At 68.0% G+C, this 19380-nt stretch carries 17 protein-coding genes; 3 read left to right on the forward strand and 14 right to left on the reverse strand.

All coding sequences use genetic code 11. From position 1 onward, the window contains the following. Positions 1-18 precede the first annotated feature (18 nt). The 8 genes from AB0F51_RS16060 to AB0F51_RS16095 all read right to left on the reverse strand — a co-directional run bounded on the left by AB0F51_RS16060 (position 19) and on the right by AB0F51_RS16095 (position 9891). Positions 19-1809: an ABC transporter substrate-binding protein gene (locus AB0F51_RS16060; protein ID WP_360280156.1), complete on the reverse strand. Its 1791-nt coding sequence runs from the start codon at positions 1807-1809 to the stop codon at positions 19-21. Positions 1810-1848: 39 nt separating this feature from the next. Further along, complete coding sequence (locus tag AB0F51_RS16065; protein ID WP_360280159.1) at positions 1849-3105, reverse strand: ATP-grasp domain-containing protein; 1257 nt, start codon at positions 3103-3105, stop codon at positions 1849-1851. Positions 3106-3127: 22 nt separating this feature from the next. After that, positions 3128-4276: an FAD-binding oxidoreductase gene (locus AB0F51_RS16070; RefSeq protein ID WP_360280161.1), complete on the reverse strand. Its 1149-nt coding sequence runs from the start codon at positions 4274-4276 to the stop codon at positions 3128-3130. A gap of 6 nt (positions 4277-4282) precedes the next feature. Continuing rightward, on the reverse strand, positions 4283-5938 hold the full coding sequence (locus AB0F51_RS16075) for a class I tRNA ligase family protein (protein WP_360280164.1): 1656 nt from the start codon (positions 5936-5938) through the stop codon (positions 4283-4285). Continuing rightward, the gene (locus AB0F51_RS16080; protein ID WP_360280166.1) at positions 5935-6402 is read right to left on the reverse strand and encodes a cupin domain-containing protein; all 468 of its coding nucleotides are present in this window, start codon (positions 6400-6402) and stop codon (positions 5935-5937) included. Before AB0F51_RS16080 ends, AB0F51_RS16075 begins: the two co-directional genes overlap by 4 nt. Positions 6403-6404: 2 nt before the next feature. Next, positions 6405-7940 (reverse strand): PqqD family protein, encoded by a 1536-nt coding sequence (locus tag AB0F51_RS16085; protein ID WP_360280169.1) that lies wholly within the window; start codon positions 7938-7940, stop codon positions 6405-6407. A gap of 36 nt (positions 7941-7976) precedes the next feature. Next, entirely contained in the window at positions 7977-9293 is a 1317-nt protein-coding gene (locus AB0F51_RS16090; protein WP_360280172.1) for a SidA/IucD/PvdA family monooxygenase, read from the reverse strand. Positions 9294-9375: 82 nt separating this feature from the next. Continuing rightward, entirely contained in the window at positions 9376-9891 is a 516-nt protein-coding gene (locus tag AB0F51_RS16095) for a hypothetical protein (RefSeq protein WP_360280175.1), read from the reverse strand. Positions 9892-9971: 80 nt separating this feature from the next. Between AB0F51_RS16095 and AB0F51_RS16100 the strand changes: the two genes are divergently transcribed. Both AB0F51_RS16100 and AB0F51_RS16105 read left to right on the forward strand, forming a co-directional pair. Continuing rightward, complete coding sequence (locus AB0F51_RS16100) at positions 9972-11291, forward strand: hypothetical protein (protein WP_360280178.1); 1320 nt, start codon at positions 9972-9974, stop codon at positions 11289-11291. Between the two features lie 88 nt (positions 11292-11379). Continuing rightward, positions 11380-12429: a biotin/lipoate A/B protein ligase family protein gene (locus AB0F51_RS16105; protein ID WP_360280181.1), complete on the forward strand. Its 1050-nt coding sequence runs from the start codon at positions 11380-11382 to the stop codon at positions 12427-12429. Here the strand turns inward: AB0F51_RS16105 and AB0F51_RS16110 are convergent. From AB0F51_RS16110 to uraD, 6 genes are all read right to left on the reverse strand, one after another. Continuing rightward, on the reverse strand, positions 12426-13190 hold the full coding sequence (locus AB0F51_RS16110; protein WP_360280184.1) for an IclR family transcriptional regulator: 765 nt from the start codon (positions 13188-13190) through the stop codon (positions 12426-12428). The two genes, AB0F51_RS16105 and AB0F51_RS16110, sit on opposite strands and share 4 nt — an antisense overlap. A 72-nt stretch (positions 13191-13262) precedes the next feature. Continuing rightward, positions 13263-14501: an aldolase gene (locus tag AB0F51_RS16115; protein ID WP_360280186.1), complete on the reverse strand. Its 1239-nt coding sequence runs from the start codon at positions 14499-14501 to the stop codon at positions 13263-13265. 19 nt (positions 14502-14520) lie between these two features. Beyond that, the gene (locus AB0F51_RS16120) at positions 14521-16011 is read right to left on the reverse strand and encodes an 8-oxoguanine deaminase (protein ID WP_360280189.1); all 1491 of its coding nucleotides are present in this window, start codon (positions 16009-16011) and stop codon (positions 14521-14523) included. Next, complete coding sequence (gene pucL / locus AB0F51_RS16125; protein ID WP_360280192.1) at positions 16008-16913, reverse strand: factor-independent urate hydroxylase; 906 nt, start codon at positions 16911-16913, stop codon at positions 16008-16010. Before pucL ends, AB0F51_RS16120 begins: the two co-directional genes overlap by 4 nt. Positions 16914-16917: 4 nt before the next feature. Beyond that, positions 16918-17568, reverse strand: coding sequence for a hydroxyisourate hydrolase (locus AB0F51_RS16130; protein WP_360280195.1), 651 nt, complete (start codon positions 17566-17568; stop codon positions 16918-16920). After that, positions 17565-18071 (reverse strand): 2-oxo-4-hydroxy-4-carboxy-5-ureidoimidazoline decarboxylase, encoded by a 507-nt coding sequence (gene uraD, locus AB0F51_RS16135; RefSeq protein WP_360280198.1) that lies wholly within the window; start codon positions 18069-18071, stop codon positions 17565-17567. The genes AB0F51_RS16130 and uraD overlap by 4 nt, the downstream gene beginning before the upstream one ends. Before the next feature lie 104 nt (positions 18072-18175). Here uraD and AB0F51_RS16140 point away from each other — a divergent pair, with 104 nt between their 5' ends. Next, on the forward strand, positions 18176-19372 hold the full coding sequence (locus AB0F51_RS16140) for a transposase (RefSeq protein ID WP_360280200.1): 1197 nt from the start codon (positions 18176-18178) through the stop codon (positions 19370-19372). Positions 19373-19380 lie beyond the last annotated feature (8 nt).

A 19380-nucleotide genomic window follows, 5' to 3' on the forward strand; every position in this document is an offset into this window, starting at 1 on the left:
TGCCGGGGGAGGAGCGGGTCACTCCTCGACGTAGTACCAGTTCTCCGGGTTGATCAGGCCGTACGGGTTGACCGGCTCGACCCCGTGCAGGTTCTTTGCGACCTCGAACATCCGGTTCGGGAAGCCGGGCGACCAGATCGTCGGCACCTGCTCGGCGATGTAGTCCTGGTACTCGTACAGCGCCTCGGGGTCGTCGCTGTGCACGGTCCGGTCGATCAGCTCGTCGGCCTTCGGGTCGCTGTAGTCGCCGAAGTTGCTGCCGCCGCCGGTGCGGAACAGCATCTCGCCGGTCAGGTGGCCGTAGTACGACCAGCCCCCGTTCCAGGTGTTGATCTCCCACAGCCGCTTGGCCGGCTGGTTCGGGGCGTGGTCCTCGGCCACCATCACCGAGCCGTAGACGGGCTCCAGCTTGAGCTCGATCCCGGCCTTGGCCGCATCCTCCTGGAAGATCTTCAACAGGTTGAGCAGCGCGTCCTTGCCCTCGACGTACCGGATCGTGAAGGACAGCCGGTCGCCGATCTCGACGCCCTCGCCGGCGCACCCGGCCACCTCACCAGGCTGCACGCAGCCGGCGGGCAAGGTGCTGGTGTCCCAGCCGTGCGCCTCGAGCAGGGCGTTGGCTGCCTTGGGGTCGAACGGCATCGGGTCCTTGCGCTGCTTCGGCGACACGTGCGGATTGGCCGGCGACGGCGGGATCGGCCCGTCCATCCGGTAGGCGTTGCCGTTGAAGACCTCACGGATGATGCGGTCCTGGTCCAGGCACATCTGCAGCGCCTGCCGGACGTAGGTGTGCTTGTAGATCGCGGCCGCGGTGGAGTCGTTGTCGAAGTTGAACGGCATGTACCGGACCACGAACACGTCCTGCGGTACGACGCGGTACAGGTCCGCGAGCGGGTCCGGACCCCCGTCGGTGACCTCCATCCCGGGCGGCAGGTAGCCGATCTGGATGCCGTCGTCTGCCTTCGGACCGGCCAGCAGCCGCTGGTACATCAGCTCGTCGGTGTCGTTCTGCACCTGCCGGAACTCGTCCAGGTGCGGCTTGTTCGGCCCGGAGTACTGCTCGTTCGGGACGAAGGTGACCATGCCGTCGATGGTGTAGCTCTTCAGCTTCCACGGGCCGTTGACCACGCTCCAGACCGGGCTGTCGGCCCAGCGGCCGCGGTGCAGGTTGGCCTCCTCGGTCCAGTCGCCGTTCTCCGAGACCAAGTAGTCGTAGACAGCCGGGATGTCGTCCTTGTCGAACGACGCGCGCGCCGGGCCGTCCGCGGTGCGGTCCCAGGCCTTCGGCATCGGGGTGATCAGCGACAGCTGGTTCATCTCCACCCAGGTCTTGGAGTACACCTGGTCGAAGGTGAACCGGACCTTGTCCTCGGCAACTTTCTCGTACGACGACAGGTTGTCCGGGAAGTAGCCGGGGACGTAGTACCCGAGCCGGTCGCCCTTGACCGCCATCATGTTCACCCAGAACATCACGTTGTCGGCGCAGATCGGTTCGCCGTTGGACCACTGCCACGGCTTCAGCGTGACGGTGACGCTCAGTCCGTCGTCGCTCCACTCCGGCGGGTAGGCCAGGCTCAGGTCGGGGTCGACCTCGGGCGCACCGTCGCGGCCGAGCCAGTACAGCGGGCGGAACATCAGGATCTGGAACTCGTACAGGTTGCGGATCCCGATCCGTTCCCGCGGTGTGAACGGGAAGATGGCGGCCGGCGGGAAACCGGGGTTGCAGGCCCAGGTGACGACGCCACCCTTGACCGGCCGGCGGGCCTCGGACGGCTGGTCGGAATCCTGTGTGGTCAGCGTTGTGGACATCAGGTCACCCTTCTTCACTTGCGGTGCTTGTGCGGTAGGTCAGGCTGTGGCGGGCAGTGCCAGGCGGACGTCGATCTGCGCGGCGAACTCGTACGCCGTCCGGATCGCCTCGTCGAAGGTCGATCCGCTGGTGCACAGGAAGCCGAGGATGTTGTTGCCGTCGGGCGGACGCCGTACGACGTCTCCCGGCTTGGCCGTGATCTTGAGGAAGAACACCCGGTCGTCGTCGGCCACTTCGGGCGGCACGGTGATCTGCTCGATCCGGCCGGGCCCACTGATCAGGCACGTGCCGGCCAGGTGTACGCCGGTCGGGTGGTAGTGCCGCACTTCGGGTTTCACCCCGGCGGCGACAGCCATCAGGGCCCGGATCGGGCAGTAGCCGGTGCTCAGCCGAGCGAAGTAGTCCAGCCCGCCACCGCCCGGCCTGACCGCGATCTCCAGCATGTGTGGCTTGCCTTGGTGGAAACGAACTTCCGCGTGCATCACGCTGCGGCGCAGGCCTTGCGCCCGGGCCGCGGTGGCGACGACCTCGTGGACCGCGGCCAGCTGGTCGGCGTCGAGCGTGGTCGGTGCCTGGTGGGCGTCGTCGTCGAACGTGTTGCCCTCGATGGTGATCCGGTCGACGATCGAGCCGAGGTACACCTCGTCGTCCCAGGCGAGCGCCTCGATCTGCATCTCCCGACCGTCCAGGAACGACTCGACCAGCAGTCCGTACGGGCCGAGATCGATGCCCTCGGCCTCCATCCGGAACCACGACATCCCGGCCATCCCGGCGACCGCCTGCGGGAACCGGGTCCGCAGCTCGTCCGGTGTGTCGATCTTGAACACGAAGTTGCTCGCGGCACCTAACGTCGGCTTGAGGATGATCGGATAGCCGAACTCGTCGGCCGCCGCCAGCGCCGCCGCCAGATCCGGCACCAACCGGTACTGCGGTACCGGCGCACCGCCGCGTTCCTGGGCCTGACGCATCAGGAGTTTGTTCCTGCTGACCCTGGCCACGTCCAGACCGACACCGGGCAGTCCGAGTGCCTCGGCCACCGCGGCGACCGTGAGCACCCCTGACTCGGAGAAGGTGAGGACGCCGTGGAACCCTTCGACGGCATGCCACTCGCGGGCCGCCGCGATGATGTCGTCGATGTGCTTGGAGCCGGCGATCCGGTACCGGTCGGCCGGCCAGTAGCCGGGTTCGCCGAGTCCGTTGAGCACGAACAGGGTGCCGCCGAACTCCTCAACCTGCTGGTAGCGGGACTGGTAGTAGCCGGCGTTCTGCACGGCTTCCAGCGCGAGCAACTTCATTGTGACCAACACAGCATGGGATCTACTCCTCACCGACCGCGGCGAGCTGTCGCGGCCTGTCGATCGAGTCGAGACCGGTCGGGCGGGGTGGCGCGCCCACAGCACGATCGGCGATCGCCTTGGCGATCTGGGGTGCGAACTTGAAGGACATCCCGCCGCAGGCCGCAAACGCCCACACCGTTCCCGCCCCGTACGCCGCGAGCAGCGGGCCACCGTGAGTGCGTTCGGACAGGTAGAAGCCGTCGGTGGAGCCGACGACAGCAGCCGGGTCAAAGGCCTGCAGCAGTGGGGAGAACACGTCGATGAGGTGTTGCCGCCACTGATCGGACGTGACCCGGTCGGTCATCGCGTCCACTGGCCGGCAGGCGCTCGCGGCGCTCAACCGCATCGGCGCATCCGATTGCGGTACGGCCGGCATGAACCAGGCATCGCCGGCCGGCCCGAGCCCGAGAACAGCAGGCATGTCGGACCAACTACGGCGCCCGGTCGGCGGCCGGTACGAAAGAACGCTTTGCCGATACAGCGTCAGGTCGGAACCGACCTCGCCTGCCAGCAACTCACGAGACCACGGCCCGGTTGCCACCACGATCTTGTCCGCGGTCTGGGTGCCGCCGTCGGCGAACCCGATCACTCCAGCTCCGTCGACCTCGGACACCGCGACCGCTTGCCGATGCGGATGCAGCCGGACCCGAGGCTGGGCGCCCAGCCAGTGCGCCATGGCGACCAATGCGTGATCGGCCAACACCACACCGGCTGTCGCCTCCAGCACTCCGGCTGACCCTTCCGGGAAGTTGACGCGGGGGTACCACTTCGCCAGGTCCAGTGGAGACAACGCCCAGGCCTTCGCGCCGGCGGCCGTGAGCAGCGCGAGCTCAGCCGACGCCTTCTCGGGCGACATCGCAGTCAGCGCGCCGGTCGGGTGGTAGAAGCGCGTGCCGACCAGACGTTCGACGTCCAGCCAGCCGTCGTGCGACGCCGCGGCCGCGGTGGTCAGCGCGGGCTCACCACGATGCAGCGCGCGGACCACCCGCAGCCGGTCGTTCGACGTGGCCGACGGCGACGGGATCGGGCCCGCGTCGACGAGATCGACCTGTTCCACACCAGCGGTACGGACGCATTCGATCGCGGTGAGCAGCCCGATCACGCCACCGCCTACGACCGTGATCCGCATCGGGTGTCACCCACCCGCGGTGAGAGCACCGTCGGCCGGCGAGGCGGCCAGCGACGGCGGAGCGAACGGCACGATGTCGGCAACGTCGAACGATCCCGCGACGAGCAGCCCGGCGTCCGGCGTACCGTCGAAGACTCCGGCTTCCTGGGCTGCTGCGACGAGGTCGATCAGCAGGGGAGAGGCCAGTGCCAGCAGGGCCTTCACCTCGCAGAACAGGTCGCCCCACTCCTCGGGCCGCTCGTCCAGGCCGATGCCGTCGAGCTCGACCGCGCGGCGCCGGAGCCGGTCGATGTGCACCAGCACGGTGTCCGCGGCACGGTTCAGGTTGAAGGTCGGCATCTCGTAGGTGAGGTCGAAGCGCTCGAGCATCTTCGCGACTCGGCCGCGCGCGGTCGGCGAGACCGGCAGCCTGGAACTGTCGCCCGCGTTGGCAACTGCCTTGGCGAGTGCACCGGCGAGCTGGTTCCACGGACCGATCAGCCGTTCCTCGGCCATCTTGTCCAGACCCGCGCGGCTGAAGGTCGACCGCTGGTACTCCGGGGCGGTCAGCGCCAGGTAGAGCCTGGCGATGTCGCGCGGTACCTCCTCCAGCAACGCCTGCGGGGTCAGCACATGACCCTTGCTGGTCGAGAACTTCGAGCTCTCCAGCTCGTAGAACTCGTTGTTGATGATGGACTCGGGCCAGACGTACTTGTCGCCGTGCGCCATCAGCATCGCGATGTGCGGCAGGCAGAAGTAGTAGGCGTTGTCGAAACCGAGGAAGTGCACGATCCGCAGGTTCTCCGACTTGCGCCACAGCTCGCCGGGGACCGTGTCGCGGCCGAGGTTCCTGGCGGCGTACGACGTGGTGAACATGCCGGCCGGGATGAGTTCGAGCCAGGCGTTGAGCACCTGCCCGGGCACCTCCGGGAACTGCGGGTCGATGCCCCAGTTCAGCGGGAAGGTGATCGGCACGTCCTGCAACGGGCGGGCCAGCAGCTCGGCGATCATCTGCCGCACGTGCGGGCGCCGGTGCTCGGCCAGCGATTCGTGGTACTTCGTCAGCCGGTCGCGGTACTCCTCCAGCGGCAGCACCATGATGGTGGCCTCGCGATACGTCAGCTTGTCGCTCGGGTCGATCGTCGAGTGCGGGTTGATCAGCTGGTCGAAGTTGTTCGGGTGGCAGCAGGTCTCACACAGTCCGCCGCGGCTCATCGTCAGGCAGACCGGGCACTCGCCCTCGATCAGGCCCTCGACCATGAACTCCCCGGTCCGCTCCAGATAGGGCAGCCGGACCGTCTTGAGCTTGAAGACACCGGCGGCGTGCAGCGCGCTGAAGTACTGCAGCACCGTGGCCTTGTACGCCGAGTCGAACGGGCCGAACCCGTCGAAGGAGATGCCGATCGCTCGCAGGGCTTCCTGGATCTGTCCGGTGGAGCGCTTGCACAGCTCTTCCGGCGTGATCCCTTCCCTGGCAGCCGATGCGACCACGTAGGTCTGGCTGTCGTCGGTCTCGGTGGTGAAGATGACGTTGCGGCCGCGGGCCCGCTGGTAGCGCGCGTAGACGTCGCCGGCCAGGTACGGACCGGCGATGTGGCCCAGGTGCATGCCGCCGTTGGGGGTCGGGTTCGGTCCCAGGACGAGGACGGGACGGTCGTCGTCGGAGGGCAGGACTCGGCTCATACGTTCACTCCCGCTCGCTCGGCGTTCTCGATCTCTTCCGCGGTGGCAGCGTTCTGGTCTGCCTTCGCGGCGGCCTCGGCGGCCAGCGCTTCGGTCTCGGATCCCTCGTACTCGGCGAGGAAGCGCTTCGCCATCTCCGGGTCCCACCAGATGCTGGTGAAGACGAAGTCCTCGTCGTTGTGGTTGTGCACCCGGTGCAGCTGACCCGGCGTGAAGTAGCAGACGTCCCCGGCCCGGAAGGGCTGCCGTTCGCCGCCGCACTCCACCACGCACTCGCCGGAGACGGCGACGAAGATCTCCTGCTCGTGGTGGGTGTGCAGCTTGGAGACCGTGTTCGCCCGGCAGACGGCGTACGAGACCTCGAACGGGGCGTTCAGCACCGCCCACGGCATCAGCCGCTGGGTGTCGACGCTGTACTCGTGGACGAGGTTGTCGCGATCAAGCCGGGAGATGTGTACGACCATGGTTACCGTCCCGAAATCTGCTCGAAGGTGTTCGGACCGTTCTGGGTGTGCCGGGTCTCGATGACGGCCTTGTGCGGGTCGCCCTGCAGGATCAGGTCGATCACCGGCGTACCGCCGCCGCCAGGGGTCTGCACCGACCGGCTGTAGAGCACGCGGAGCTGGCTCGGCTCGAGGCCGCTGATCCGCTCGAGCTCGGCGGCCAGGTCCGGGTCGTTCGTCACCCCGGCCAGCAGGCTGTGGATCTCGGCGAGCCGGGGAGACAGCTCGGGGTGCTCGCGCTCGAGGAACTGCTCGAGACCGGCGCCCTGCCCGGCAAAGGGGGAGTACGTCATGCAGACCAGGTGGCTCTCGGTGAGTCCGAAGGTCTCCAGCGCGTACTCCTCGGCCAGCAGCCGCATTCGTTTCAGCGCGTCCGGGGTGTCGTAGCGCGCCCGCATCAGCTCGATCAGGCTGGCCGGGATGTCCTTCTTGCGCATCAGGCCCAGTGCGAACTCGACGTACTCCGCCATGCCCTCGTCGTACGAGCGCTGGAACAACCGCTCGGCCTTCAGCCCGCGCAGGTGCGCCATCAGGGCCGGGTTGGCGCAGTCGGACTCGGTGAAGCTGAACGCCAGGTCGTCGAACTGGAAGCCGAGGAAGCCGGTCAGCAGCTCGAAGTGGTCACCGGCCGCGTAGTCGGTCTCGTCGTAGATCGAGAAGAACCGCAGGTGCTCCGGTACGGCGGTCCGTACCTGCCGCTCGGCGATCGCGGTGGCGGCGTCCGGACCAAGGATGTCGGTGAAGTAGGCACCCGAGATGTCGTCGAGCTGGCCGAGCACCTTGCCGAAACCGTTGTCGGTGCTGGCGTGCTCGCGCAACGTGCCGGGTTCGGTGGCGCGGATCTGGCGGGCCAGCCGGCCGACCCAGGCGGTGTACTGACGTTGCTCCCGCGGGGAGTCGCCGGTGATGATGATGTCGGCGCCCTCGCCGTGAGCCGCGGCGACCCCGAAGGCGTTGAAAACACTGAGGTTGCAGGAGTTGCAGAACGTCGGCCGGCCGTCGGCGAAGGTGCGGTGACCGGTCATCAGGATGTCCAGCCGGTTGCGCCGGATCACGTGCTCGCGTTGCGGCGAGTCGACGTAGAACTCCGACACCTCGTCGCCGTCGACCAGCAGCAGCTCGCAGTCCGGGTCGCCGAACAGGCGCAGTGCGTGGTACTCGCGATCGATGTTCTCCATCACCGGGCGGGGCATGCCCGCGTGCCGGTTGGTGGCCACCCGCATCCGGAACGTCCGGCCGTACACCCGGTACAGGATCAGCTGCATCGTGCGGACGAAGGCCAGCGTGTACGAGCTGTCCTTGCCGCCGCCGTAGGCGACCAGGACGAGGTTGCGTTCCAGCTCCTCGCGGTGCGGCAGCACCGCCTCGAGGCGGACGCTGCACCGCAGGGCCTCGGCCAGGACGCCCGGTGGCATTGCCGCCCGCAGACCTGCGAACGCCTGGTCACGGGCCCAGGCCACTTCGTCGTCTGAGGTCCGTTCGAGTTCGACCATTGCCATCCGGGCTCTCCTCGGGGTGCGCGGTTCTGCCACCCGTTAGAGCGTGCTGCCCGCCTTGCCTGATACAGCGTCGACCGATCCGGCGACGGCCGGAATCCGCTCGCGGTGGGCGATGATGTCGCGGCAGATCTCCTCGGCCCGCTGGGCCAGCACGCTGAGCAGGGTGTCGGAGATGCCGTGTGTCTGCTCGTTGACGCCTTGCAGGTAACAAGCTGCCGGACCCGGTGTGCCCTGCGGGCCGAGATCCAGGCGGTACTCGCGGGAGACGTCGATCCGGTCGAGTTCCAGGCTGCCGGCCAGCTCGCGAACCAGTCGCGGCATCCGGACGTCGAAACCCGTGCCCAGGAAGACCACATCGCGATGCAGTTCGGTGACTGCGCCGGTCCGGCGATCGGTGAGTTCGAGGACGAGTTCGTCGCCGGTGTCGCGGGCGCCGGTGATGTCGACCATCGTGACGAGTCGCCGTTCGTTGCGCCCGTTGAACCGGTCGAGGTACAGATCGGCGTACAGGTGCTCGAGCATCGCGGGCGTGACGACGGAGTAGTTGGTCCGGTGCATCTCCGCGAGGATCTGCGCACGAGCGGCGGGCCGGGCGTCGTAGAAGTCGTCCACGAACGCCGGGTAGTAGAGCTCGTTGGTGAACTTGCTCGACTGGTCCGAGCTGAGCCCGATGGAGCGCATCAGCCAGGCGACGTCACTGTCGGGCAGGTCCTCGCGCAGGGCCCGGAACATCTCCGCCGCGCTTTGCGAACTGCCCACGACGGCGACCCGGTACGGCAGTTCGCCGGAGAACTCGGCGACCCGTTGCCGGTACTCCGTGCTGTGGACGATGCGGGTCCTCGGGAGGTCGGCAAGCACCGGCGGGATGTTCGGCTCGCGACTTCCGCCGTACACGAGATAGCGGCTGGAGATCGAGGTGCCGTCGGCCAGCGTGGTGAGCCAGCTGGTCACCGCGCCGGCCGGGTCGCGTTGCGGCTCGATCCCGACGCATTCGCGCCCGAGCTCGATCCGGACCCGGGCGAGCGAGGTTGCCACCCAGCGCAGGTACTCGGTGAACTCCACCCGGTACGGCGTGAAGGTGCTCATGTTGACGAAGTCGTCGAGCCGGCCGGTCTCGTACAGATGGTTCAGGAACGAGAACCTGCTGCGCGGGTCCCGCTGGGTGACCAGATCCTTGAGGAACGACACCTGACTGGTGGCCCACGGCATCAACATGCCTTGCTGCCAAGCGATCGTGGGGTTCCGGTCGATCAGCAGACTGTTCTCGGCCAGCTCCGGCGCCAACTCCTCGAGCGCCACCGCCAGCCCCAGGTTCGACGGTCCCGCCCCAATCGCCAGCAGCTCGACTTCCACACACTGTCCAGACATCCACGCCGCCCTACTCTCGGGGAACACCTCCCCATCGAGAGGCTCCCGGGACGGCCGGCTGATACACCTAGCCCGACTCGGACAGCAAAGCGAGGCGCCTGCGGATGCGTCGCGGGGCGATCAGGAACTGGGCGAGCAGGCCGGCGAAGGGGAGGACGTAGAGCAGCCGCCAGGGGGAATCGACGATGGCTCCGCCGACGGCAGCCACCAGCCCGAGTGACAGGGCGATGATCAAGATGGGTCGGCTCCGGCGCATCTGCCGGAGCTGCTCCTGCGCGACGTGGATCGCCGCGGCACGGGTCTCGGGGTCGGTGGGGATCGGGCCCTTCCAGGCGGCCTTCAGCGCCACTCGCCGGGCGTCCTTCGGAACGTCACCGAGTGCCCGGTTCTCCCACCGCAATCTGGTCTTGATCGCGAAGGTGAGACCCGCTGCCACGATGAGTCCGATGCCGAGGGAGAAGACGGCGTTCCAGAGCAGGGAGCCGCCGGCGACCACGCACAGGACGAAGATGACCACCGTCCAGAGCAACCAGGTGATCAGCAGCAGGGCCCAGGTGGGCATCGTGTTCAGGCGCTCGCGCATGCCTGATGATCCCCTGCCGGAGGGTCCCTCATAACTTCCTGTGGTCGGGGCGCATCTAGTTGGTGTCCTAAGGGGGCATCATGAAGGTGATTCCTGGCATCCAGGTCCACAGATCGATTCGCACCGCAGTTGCCGTGATCGTCGTCGCCGCGGGGGCGGTGGGAGCGATCGGCGGTCCGGCGGCGGCCGGTGGTGACCGAGATCCGGGGACGATCAGCATGGTCTCGGTCGGACTGGGCGGGACCGGCGGCAACGAGTACTCCGGGGGCGGCTCGGGGACGTCGGAACACGGGCGGTACGTCGTCTTCGTCTCGGCCGCGACCGATCTCGTCGCCAACGACACCAACGGCCAGACGGACATCTTTGTCCGCGACCTGGTGACCAGCCGGACGACGCTGGTTTCGGTCGGTCCGGGCGGAGTGCAGGGCAACGCCGAGAGCCGGGCGGCCTCGATCTCGGCCGACGGGCGGTACGTCGCGTTCGACTCGTTCGCCTCGAACCTGGTGCCCGGGGACAGCAACGACAGTCCCGACGTCTTCCGGCGCGACTTGCTGACCGGACGTACTGCGCTGGCCTCGGGAGGTTTGCACGGTCCCGGGGACCAGGGAGCGGTCTTCCCCGACATCTCGGCGGACGGGCAGCATGTCGCCTTCCAGTCCAGCTCGACGAACCTCGTGCCCGGCGACACCAACGAGACCCAGGACATTTTCGTCCGGAATTTCCTGGCCGGTAGCACCGAACGGGTGTCGCTGACCTCCGCCGGAGACCAGGCCGACTGGGTCTCCGCCCAGCCGGCTATTTCCGGCAACGGACGCGTCGTCGCCTTCGACAGCAACCTGGACATGCAGGTCCGTGACCGCGACCAGGGCACGACGCGCTCGGTCTCGGACGGCGTACCGGGCGATCCGCGGTCCCCCATCCACAATTACAGCGCTGCGGATGTCTCCAGTGACGGCCGGTTCGTGGTGTTCTCGGTCTACAGCATGCTAGGCAGCGACCAGGTTGCCAACGTCTGGCTCCGCGATCTCCGCACCAACAGAGTGCAGCTGATCTCGGCCGATCACCTGGGCAAACCCGCGACGACCTTCGGGGGTGCCACTGGCACTGTCTCGACCGATGGCAGGTACGTGACGTTCTCGACGACGGGCCGTACCTCACCCTCGGACCGCGGCCTCCTCGGCGACGTGTACCGGCTCGACCGGTTGACCGGCGCTCTCGTCTGGGTCACGCATCGTCAGGACCAGACCAACCCCTGGCGCAACCGCAACGGCAGCTATCTCCCTGCGATCTCCGATGACGGGCAGCACATCGCGTTCGACTCCGACGACAAGCTCCTGGCCGGTGTCGTCGGTCCGTCCAGCTACGAGAACTACCTCTGGAGCCTCACCCCGCCGAGCTGACCTACCTGCAGCAGCTGGTCCGGCGAGTTCGCCGCTGGATCAGCATGGCTGCGGAACATTCGGTGTGGGTTGGCGGTTGTGGGTTGACGTGCATGGCGAATACAAGGTGCCTGGTGGGAAGTTGGTTGTTGCGGATCTGGATGTCGCCGGGGAGGTGGTGCGGCGGGCTCGGATCAGTGGGGACTTCTTCCTCGAGCCGGATGACGCGTTGGAGCGGATCAACGGGGCGCTGGCCGGCGTACCGGTCGGGGCGCCGGTGGCGCAGCTCGCGGCTCGGGTGCGAGGTGCGCTGGGGGATGGTGTCGAGATGCTCGGGTTCTCGCCGGAGGCGGTTGCGGTCGCAGTACGGCGGGCGGTGACCGGCGCGTCGGCGTGGACGGATCACGCGTGGCAGTTCGTGCACGACGTACCGCGGGAGCCTGCGTTGCAGATGGCGCTGGACGAAGTACTGGCCGAGCAGGTCGGTTCGGGGGAGCGGCCGCCGACGTTGCGGATCTGGGAGTGGGCCTCGAACGCGGTCATCATCGGCAGCTTCCAGTCGCTCGCCAACGAGGTCGACCTGGCCGGCGCCGCTCGCCACGACGTGACCGTCGTACGCCGGATCAGTGGTGGCGGCGCGATGTTCGTCGAGCCCGGCAACACGATCACGTACTCGCTGTATGTGCCCGAGTCCCTCGTATCGGGTCTGTCCTTCGTCGACTCGTACGCGTTCCTCGACGACTGGGTCGTGGGTGCGCTCAACGAGCTGGGCATCGCCGCGACGTACCAGCCGATCAACGACATCACCTCGCCGGCCGGCAAGATCGCCGGGGCCGCGCAGAAGCGGTTCGCGGGTGGCGCGGTCCTGCACCACGTGACGATGGCCTACGACATGGACGCCGCGAAGATGGTCGAGGTACTGCGGATCGGCCGCGAGAAGCTGTCGGACAAGGGCACCACCAGCGCCAACAAGCGCGTCGACCCGCTGCGCAGCCAGACCGGTCTGGAACGCGGTGAGGTCATCAAACGTCTCGTCGGCACCTTCGACCAGCGCTACGGTTTGGCCGACGGCTCGATCGACGACGCGACTGTCGCTGAGGCGCAGCGACGGGTGGATGCGAAGTTCGGCACCGAAGAGTGGCTGACCCGAGTTCCCTAGCGGAGGTCGTCGGAGAGGGCCTTGGCTGCTTGGGTGAGCATCGGGACCGCGTGGTGAAGGAGGTCTTCGGTCATCCGCCCGGCGGGTCCGGAGATCGACATGGCCAGACGTGACGGGGCATCCGGGACCGGTACTGCGACGCAGCGGACTCCTTGCTCCTGCTCGCCTTCGTCGATGGCGTACCCGTCGGCCTGGGCCTTGTGGAGCTGGATCGTGAACTCCTCGACATCCGTGATGGTCGTCGCGGTGTGCTTCGGCATGCCGGTGCGGTGCAGCAGGTCGCGAACCTCGGGCTCGGGCAGCTGAGACAGGATCGCCTTGCCGACGGCCGTGCAGTGGGGGAGCACCCTGCGGCCGACCTCGGTGAACATCCGCATCGAGTGCCGCGACTGAACCTGGGCGAGATAGACGATCTGGTCGCCGTCGAGCATCGCCATGTTGGCCGACTCGCCGAACTCGTCGACGAGCCGGGCCAAATGCGGGCGGGCCCAGACGCTCAGCATGCGCGAGGAGGTGTCACCGAGGCGGATGAGCTTGGGACCGAGCACGTACTGCCGGGACGGCTCCTGGCGGACGTAGCCGAGGTCGACGAGGGTACGGACGAGGCGGTGGATGGTCGGCAGCGGGAGCCCGGAGGCGGTCGCCAACTGCGACAGCCCCATCATCCCGCCCGCATCGGCCATCATCTCGAGCAGCCCGAAGGCCCGCTCGATCGACTGCACACTCCCGGTCCGGCTCTTGGCACCCGCTACCTCCGTCACCACGACCCCGCTCTGCTCGGCAAATTCCGGATGCCGGAAGTTTACCCCCAGATACCGGAATCGTGGCTACGGCTACCGGCGGGCGAGGACGGACAGCCCTGGAAGGTCCACGCCGATCAGCGTGTCGACCTCGGACAGATCGATGGCGCCGCACTCGACCCCACGCAGTACGAAGCCGGCCAGGGCCGCGGCGGTTGCGGGCTCGTCGAGGTAGCCGGAGTTGCCGCCTTGCAGGTAGGCGCGCAAGCGGGTCGCCGCGGTCTCCAGGCCTTCGCGATAGAAGGAGTAGGTCGCGAGATAGCGGGTGGGGAGTTGGGCGGGATGCATGTCCCAGCCCTGGTAGATGCCGCGCTCGAGGGAACGGCGTACGAGTCGGCTGTGGAGGCGCCATGCCGCGTGGACCTGGTCGCGGGAGCCGATCGGTAGGACGTTGGTGGAGCCGTCGCACACGAAGACGCCGGTGCCTGCAGCGGCCAGTTGCATCACGTCCTTGGCATGGTCGGCGACCGGGTGTTCCATGCTCTGGTACGCCGCCGCGACGCCCAGCGAGGCCGAGTAGTCGTACGTGCCGTAGTGCAGCCCGGTGACTCGGCCCGCGCCCGCCCGGATCATCCGGGGGAGGGGAGTCGTGCCGTCCGGAGCCAGGATCGCCTGCGGGGTCTCGACCTGGATCTCGAACTTCAGCGTTCCCGGCGGCAGCGACTGCGCGCCCTCGATCGCTTCCAGCACGACCACCATCGCCTCGATCTGCTCGAATGAGGTCACCTTGGCGAGGGTGATCACGAAGCCGTACGTCAGTTGGCCGGCGCTGGTCAGTTCGCTGACAAACAGGTTGAGCGTCCGGACGCCGCGGCGGCGGCTCGGCGCTTCGAGCGACTTGATGCGGAGGCCGTAGTACGGCGGGGCCGCGTCGGTCTTGAGCAGCGCGGCCAACGCGCGGGCCGCGTCGACGGCCGCTGCGTCTTCCTGCTCGTCGGGGCGATTGCCGTAACCGTCTTCGAAGTCGATGCGGAGATCCTCGATCGGCTCGCGCTCCAGCTTGGCTACGACCCGTTCGTAGACCTGGGCACCATGACTTCGTGGCAAGTCCAGGAGCTTGGCCAACTCGTCAGCCGAGCCGCCGTGTTCGTCGAGCGCTGCACGGGCGGCCTTGGCCCAGTCGTCGATCGTGCCGGCGTCGTACCGGTCGGCGGGGACGTAGACGGTGTGGATTGGTTGCCGAAGGCCACGGTCGCCGGGGTAGCGCGAGGTCAGTTCTGCGTCGGCTTCGGCCAGCCGCCGGTCGAGCTCGGCATTGAGTGCGTCTTCCACAGGTTTGGCCTCTCGCGGATCAGGTGGTCTTGGTGAGGAGGTCGTGGTGGGTCTGGGCGACCTGGCGGGCCAAGGTCTGTTCGTCGATGGTCACGACGGTGTCGTGTTCGACGACGGGCCGGCCGTTGACCAGGAGGAGTTCGAGCGGCGGTGGCGAGCCGAGGACGAGAGCGGCGATCGGGTCGGTGATCCCGGCGTGAGCGAGCGTGTCAAGCCGCCAAACAGCAAGATCAGCCAGCTTGCCAACCTCCAGCGACCCGATCTCATCCTGACGACCGAGGACCCGGGCACCGTCGAGGGTGGCCAGCTCGAGCGCCGAGCGGACATCGAGCGCCTGCGGGTCGCCTCCGCCGCCGACTCCACCCCCGCCGACTCCGCCCTCACCGACTCCATCGCCACCACTCCCGGCTCCGTGGCCACCACTCCCGGCTCCACCCTCGGCTCCACCGCCCCGGCTGCCTCCACCGCCGGCGAAGCCGGCTTGAGGGCGGGCTCGGGCGAAAAGTAAAGCGTGGCGGAGTTCTTCCAGGAGGCTGCCGGCTTCGTTGCTGGCGGCGCCGTCTACGCCGAGGCCGACTGGGCAGCCGGCTGCTCGGAGGTCGGCGACTCGGGCGATGCCGGCTCCGAGCCGGGCGTTGGAGCTGGGGCAGTGGGCGATGCCGGTGGACGACTGGCCGAGGTTCTTGATCTCCGCGTCGTCGAAGTGGATCCCGTGCGCGAACCACACATCCGCACCCGTCCAGCCGAGCTCAGCCGCGTACTGCGACGGAGTACAGCCGAATCTCTCGTCGCACCAGCTGACCTCGTCGACGGTCTCGGCCAGATGCGTGTGCAGCCGGACCTCCTTGCGGCGCGCGAGTTCGGCCGCCTCGCGCATGAGTTCGGCGGTGACGCTGAACGGTGAACACGGCGCCACCACGACCCGCAGCATCGAGTCCGGCGAAGGGTCGTGCCAGCGATCGATCGCCGCCTCGGTCGCGAGCAGGATCTCGTCGCGGTCCTCGACGACGGAGTCGGGCGGCAGGCCGCCGTCCTTCTCGCCGAGGTCCATCGATCCGCGCGCCGGGTGGAACCGCAGGCCCACCTTCGCCGCGGCGGAGATCTCCGCTTCCAGGAGATCACCCCCGCGGCGCGGAAAGACGTAATGGTGGTCGGCCGCCGTCGTACAGCCGGTGCGGGCGAGCTGCGCCAGCGCGCCTTGCGCGGCAACGTGCACCGACTCCTCGTCGATCCCCGCCCATACCGGATAGAGCTTGGTCAGCCAGCCGAAGAGGGTGGCGTCGGCGGCGAGTCCGCGGGTCACCCACTGGTACAGGTGCTGGTGCGTGTTGACGAAGCCGGGCGTGACGAGACATCCTCGTCCGTCGATCACCCGCGCTCCGTCGTACGCCGGTGCCGGGCCGGTGCCGACCGCAACGATTCGCTTGCCGTCGACAACTACGTGCCCGCTGCTCAGCTCGCGACGGTCGCCGTCGAGGGTGGCGATCGCGGCGTTGTCGATGACGATCAACAGAACCCCGGTACCGCGTGCCAGGCCGAGCCGGAATCGCTGGCGTCATCACGCACCACGGTGGCCTCGATCAGCCCGTACGGCCGGTCCGCGGCGATGAAGACCTCGCCCGGGTTCTCCACCTCGAACGGGCTCAGGTCGACCAGGAAGTGGTGCTTGTTGGGCGCTGAGAACTTGATCTCCGCGACCTCCGGGTGCCGTTGCAGCACGGCTTCACCCATCCCGTACAGGGTTTGCTGCAACGCGAGACTGTGAATCCGTGCGAACTGCTCCAGCAGCAGACCCTTGATCTCGTCGTACGACTTGTCCCAGTCGACGTCGGTGTGGTCGTAGCGCCAGCGGGCGACCAGCGAGGTCGCGAGGATGCGGTCGTCGGTCTCCTTCAGCGTCGTGTACTTGTCCTTGAGGAAGCCGTGGAACTCCGAGCCGGTGGACTTGAGCACGGTGAGATCGCGGATGCCCGACACGACGTACTGTTTGCGGTCGTCGCCGCGGCCCTCGACGTTGACGACCGTTGTCCGGATGCCGCTGCCACTGCGGACGAACGAGTGGTCGTGGCCGGCGCCGTCGACGGAGATCCGCTCCCACGGGTACTCCTCGATCTCGACCCGGGCGCCGTCGGCCGCGGGAGCCGCCTCGAGGAAGTGGTTGCCGAGGGTCAGGGCGAACTCCTCGATCGAGTCGATGCCCTTCTCCTTGGCGAAGGCGAAGGCGGTGTTCTTCTGGGTGTCGGTCGGCAGCACCTCGGACTGGTCGCCGGTCGTGTGCGCGTCCTCGAACCGGCCGCGCAGCGCGGACGAGACGTTGAGGTCGCGGATCTGGTGGCGTGGAGTGTCGCGGTAGATGCGGACGACCCGGCTCTCGGCCTTGCCGTACTGGTTGGCTCCCAGGTGGATCGCCATCGGATCAGCTCCCTCGATAGGTGGAAAACGCGAACGGACTGAGCAGCAGCGGAACGTGATAGTGCCGCTCCTCGGTGATCGTGAAGGTCACGGTGACCTCGGGATAAAACGACTCCTGACCATCCCGGGCAACCTCGAACCACAACTGGTAAACCCCAGCCACCAACTCCCCAAACCCGGCAACCCGCCCGTCACTGTCCGTCCGCCCACTGGCCAGCACTTCGAACTGCCTCGTGACCGTGCTCCCGACCGCGGACAAGTCCGCGGTCGTGTCCGCGCTCGGAAGTGGTGCGTCGAGAGGTGCCCTCAGGGTGGGCCGTGGTGAAGTGATGGCGGTCTCACCCGAATCCAGCTGGCCGGGCGGAACCAGGCTGCCGCCGCTGGCGCTGCTGCCGCCGCTGCCACTGCCGGTGCCAGCGCCACTGCCGCTGCCGGTGCCAGCGCCACTGCCGCTGCCGGCGCCAGCGCCCCTGCCGCTGCCGGTGCCGGCGCCCCTGCCGCTGTTGCTGTCGCCGCTGGCGCTGCCGCCGCCACTGCCCACCACAGCCGTGTCCGCCGCAGGCGGCGGTGCGATCACGCGGGTGAGGAGGACTCGCACGTCCGGGGCGGGGGTGCCGGTGGTGGTGTTGAGGATGTGGGTGCTGAGGGTGCTCATGCTGGGACCTCCGCGGTGAGGAGTTTGGTGAGGCGGAGGAGGGTGATTTTGCGGAGTTCTTCCTGTACTACGGCTGCTTCGGTGGAGTCGTCGTTGGTGAGGCGGCGGTTCAGGGCAGTGAGCATCTCGGTGGCTGACAGGCCGGTGGCGCAGATCAGGAACACCCGCCCGAAGCGTTGCTCGTACTCGCGGTTGCCCGCCGCCAGAGCCGCGCGGATCGCCGGGTCGTCACCAACACCTGACTGCTCGCTGCGCGACCAACCAGCCTCCGTGCTTTCCCCCGAGGCGCGATCACCGATCCGCGGGTGAGCGGCCAGCGCCATCGCGACTTCACCGTCCTCGAGATCTCGGACCGCCCGGTCGGCAACCGCGGCGAGCGCGTCGGCATCGGCGTACGGGCGGCCGGCGAGCACTCGATCGACCCAGCGCGGCACGCCGCAGCAGGCAGCCAAGAGCGGCCGCAGCTGGCCGGCCGGAGCCGTGTTGAACTCCTGCAGATTCATCGGGTTGGTCGCGGGGAAGCCCCACCGTTCAGGAGGGGGAGGGTCCGCGACTGCCTCCCTTCGCGGATCGGGGATTGTCGGTCCCAGCTGATTGGGTAGGTGGTATGTCCAGGTTTCGGATGTACCCGGCGCCCGCGCAGCAGGCTGCGTTGCTGGAGCAGTGCCGGCACGCCCGGTACGTGTGGAACCTCGCGCTTGAACAGTGGTCGATGTGGACGCGCGACAAAGGTGCGACGCCGGGCTATGTGGCCCAGGCACGGCAACTGACCGAGGCGCGATCCGCCTTCGGCTGGCTGCGGGCCGGATCGCAAACCGTCCAGCAACAGGCATTGCGCGACTTCGACCAGGCTGTCAAAAACTTCTACGCCGGGCACCACCGGCGCCCGACCTGGCGGCGGGCAGGACTGAACGAGGGATTCCGGATCGTCGGAAGTCAAGCGTCCCGAGTAGTGAAGCTGAACCGGAGATGGGCAGCGGTCAACGTGCCGAAGGTCGGCTGGGTGCGCCTCCGGCTGTCCCGCGCGCTCCCGGCGGCCAAGTCGTACCGCATCACCCGCGACCGGAGGGGGCGCTGGCACCTCGCATTTGCCGTGATCCCGGAACCGATCCCCGCTCCGGGTACGGGTGGAATTGTCGGAGTTGACCGCGGTGTCGCCGTCTCGGCGGCGCTGTCCACGGGTGAGCTCTTGTCGTGTTCCAGTCTGTCGGACCGGGAGATGACGCGGCTCAAACACCTGCAACGCCGGTTGTCCCGCTGTCGCCGCGGCTCCCACCGCCGTCAGCGGGTGAAGGCCGCGATCGCGAAGCTGCATGCCCGCGCCACTGACCGTCGCAAGGACTGGGTGGAAAAGACCAGCACTGACCTCGCGCGACGATTCGACCTCATCCGCGTCGAAGACCTGCGGATCGTGCAGCTGACCAGGCGCCCCAAGCCGCAACTCGATCGGGACCGACCAGGCGCATACCTGCCGAACCGCCGGCGTGCCAAAGCCGCGTTGAACCGCGGCATTCTGTCCAACGGCTGGGGCCTGCTCGTCCGGCGATTGCAGCACAAGGCAGCTGGTCGAGTCGAGAAGGTGAAAGCTGCTTACACATCGCAGACCTGTAGCGTCTGCGGGCATTGCGCGCCGGAGAACCGCGAGAGCCAAGCGGTGTTCCGGTGTACAGCCTGTGGACATCGGGCCAACGCGGACGTGAACGCGGCAGTGAACATCGCGGCCGGACGGGCCGTCAGCGCACGCCGAGAGACGCCCGTACGGGTCTCGCCGAAGCGTGAACTTCAACACGCTACCTCCACGTAGTAGTTGGA

This window comes from Kribbella sp. NPDC023855, from assembly GCF_040639475.1.
GTDB lineage: Bacteria > Actinomycetota > Actinomycetes > Propionibacteriales > Kribbellaceae > Kribbella.

Coding starts and splice junctions, on each gene's coding strand:
- AB0F51_RS16075 (WP_360280164.1), bottom strand. CDS start 5,938: ATGAGCCGAGTCCTGCCCTCCGACGACGACCGTCCCGTCCTCGTCCTG.
- AB0F51_RS16085 (WP_360280169.1), bottom strand. CDS start 7,940: ATGGCAATGGTCGAACTCGAACGGACCTCAGACGACGAAGTGGCCTGG.
- AB0F51_RS16100 (WP_360280178.1), top strand. CDS start 9,972: ATGAAGGTGATTCCTGGCATCCAGGTCCACAGATCGATTCGCACCGCA.
- pucL (WP_360280192.1), bottom strand. CDS start 16,913: ATGGCGATCCACCTGGGAGCCAACCAGTACGGCAAGGCCGAGAGCCGG.
- AB0F51_RS16140 (WP_360280200.1), top strand. CDS start 18,176: ATGTCCAGGTTTCGGATGTACCCGGCGCCCGCGCAGCAGGCTGCGTTG.
- AB0F51_RS16130 (WP_360280195.1), bottom strand. CDS start 17,568: ATGAGCACCCTCAGCACCCACATCCTCAACACCACCACCGGCACCCCC.
- AB0F51_RS16070 (WP_360280161.1), bottom strand. CDS start 4,276: ATGCGGATCACGGTCGTAGGCGGTGGCGTGATCGGGCTGCTCACCGCG.
- AB0F51_RS16065 (WP_360280159.1), bottom strand. CDS start 3,105: ATGAAGTTGCTCGCGCTGGAAGCCGTGCAGAACGCCGGCTACTACCAG.
- uraD (WP_360280198.1), bottom strand. CDS start 18,071: ATGAATCTGCAGGAGTTCAACACGGCTCCGGCCGGCCAGCTGCGGCCG.
- AB0F51_RS16060 (WP_360280156.1), bottom strand. CDS start 1,809: ATGTCCACAACGCTGACCACACAGGATTCCGACCAGCCGTCCGAGGCC.
- AB0F51_RS16095 (WP_360280175.1), bottom strand. CDS start 9,891: ATGCGCGAGCGCCTGAACACGATGCCCACCTGGGCCCTGCTGCTGATC.
- AB0F51_RS16080 (WP_360280166.1), bottom strand. CDS start 6,402: ATGGTCGTACACATCTCCCGGCTTGATCGCGACAACCTCGTCCACGAG.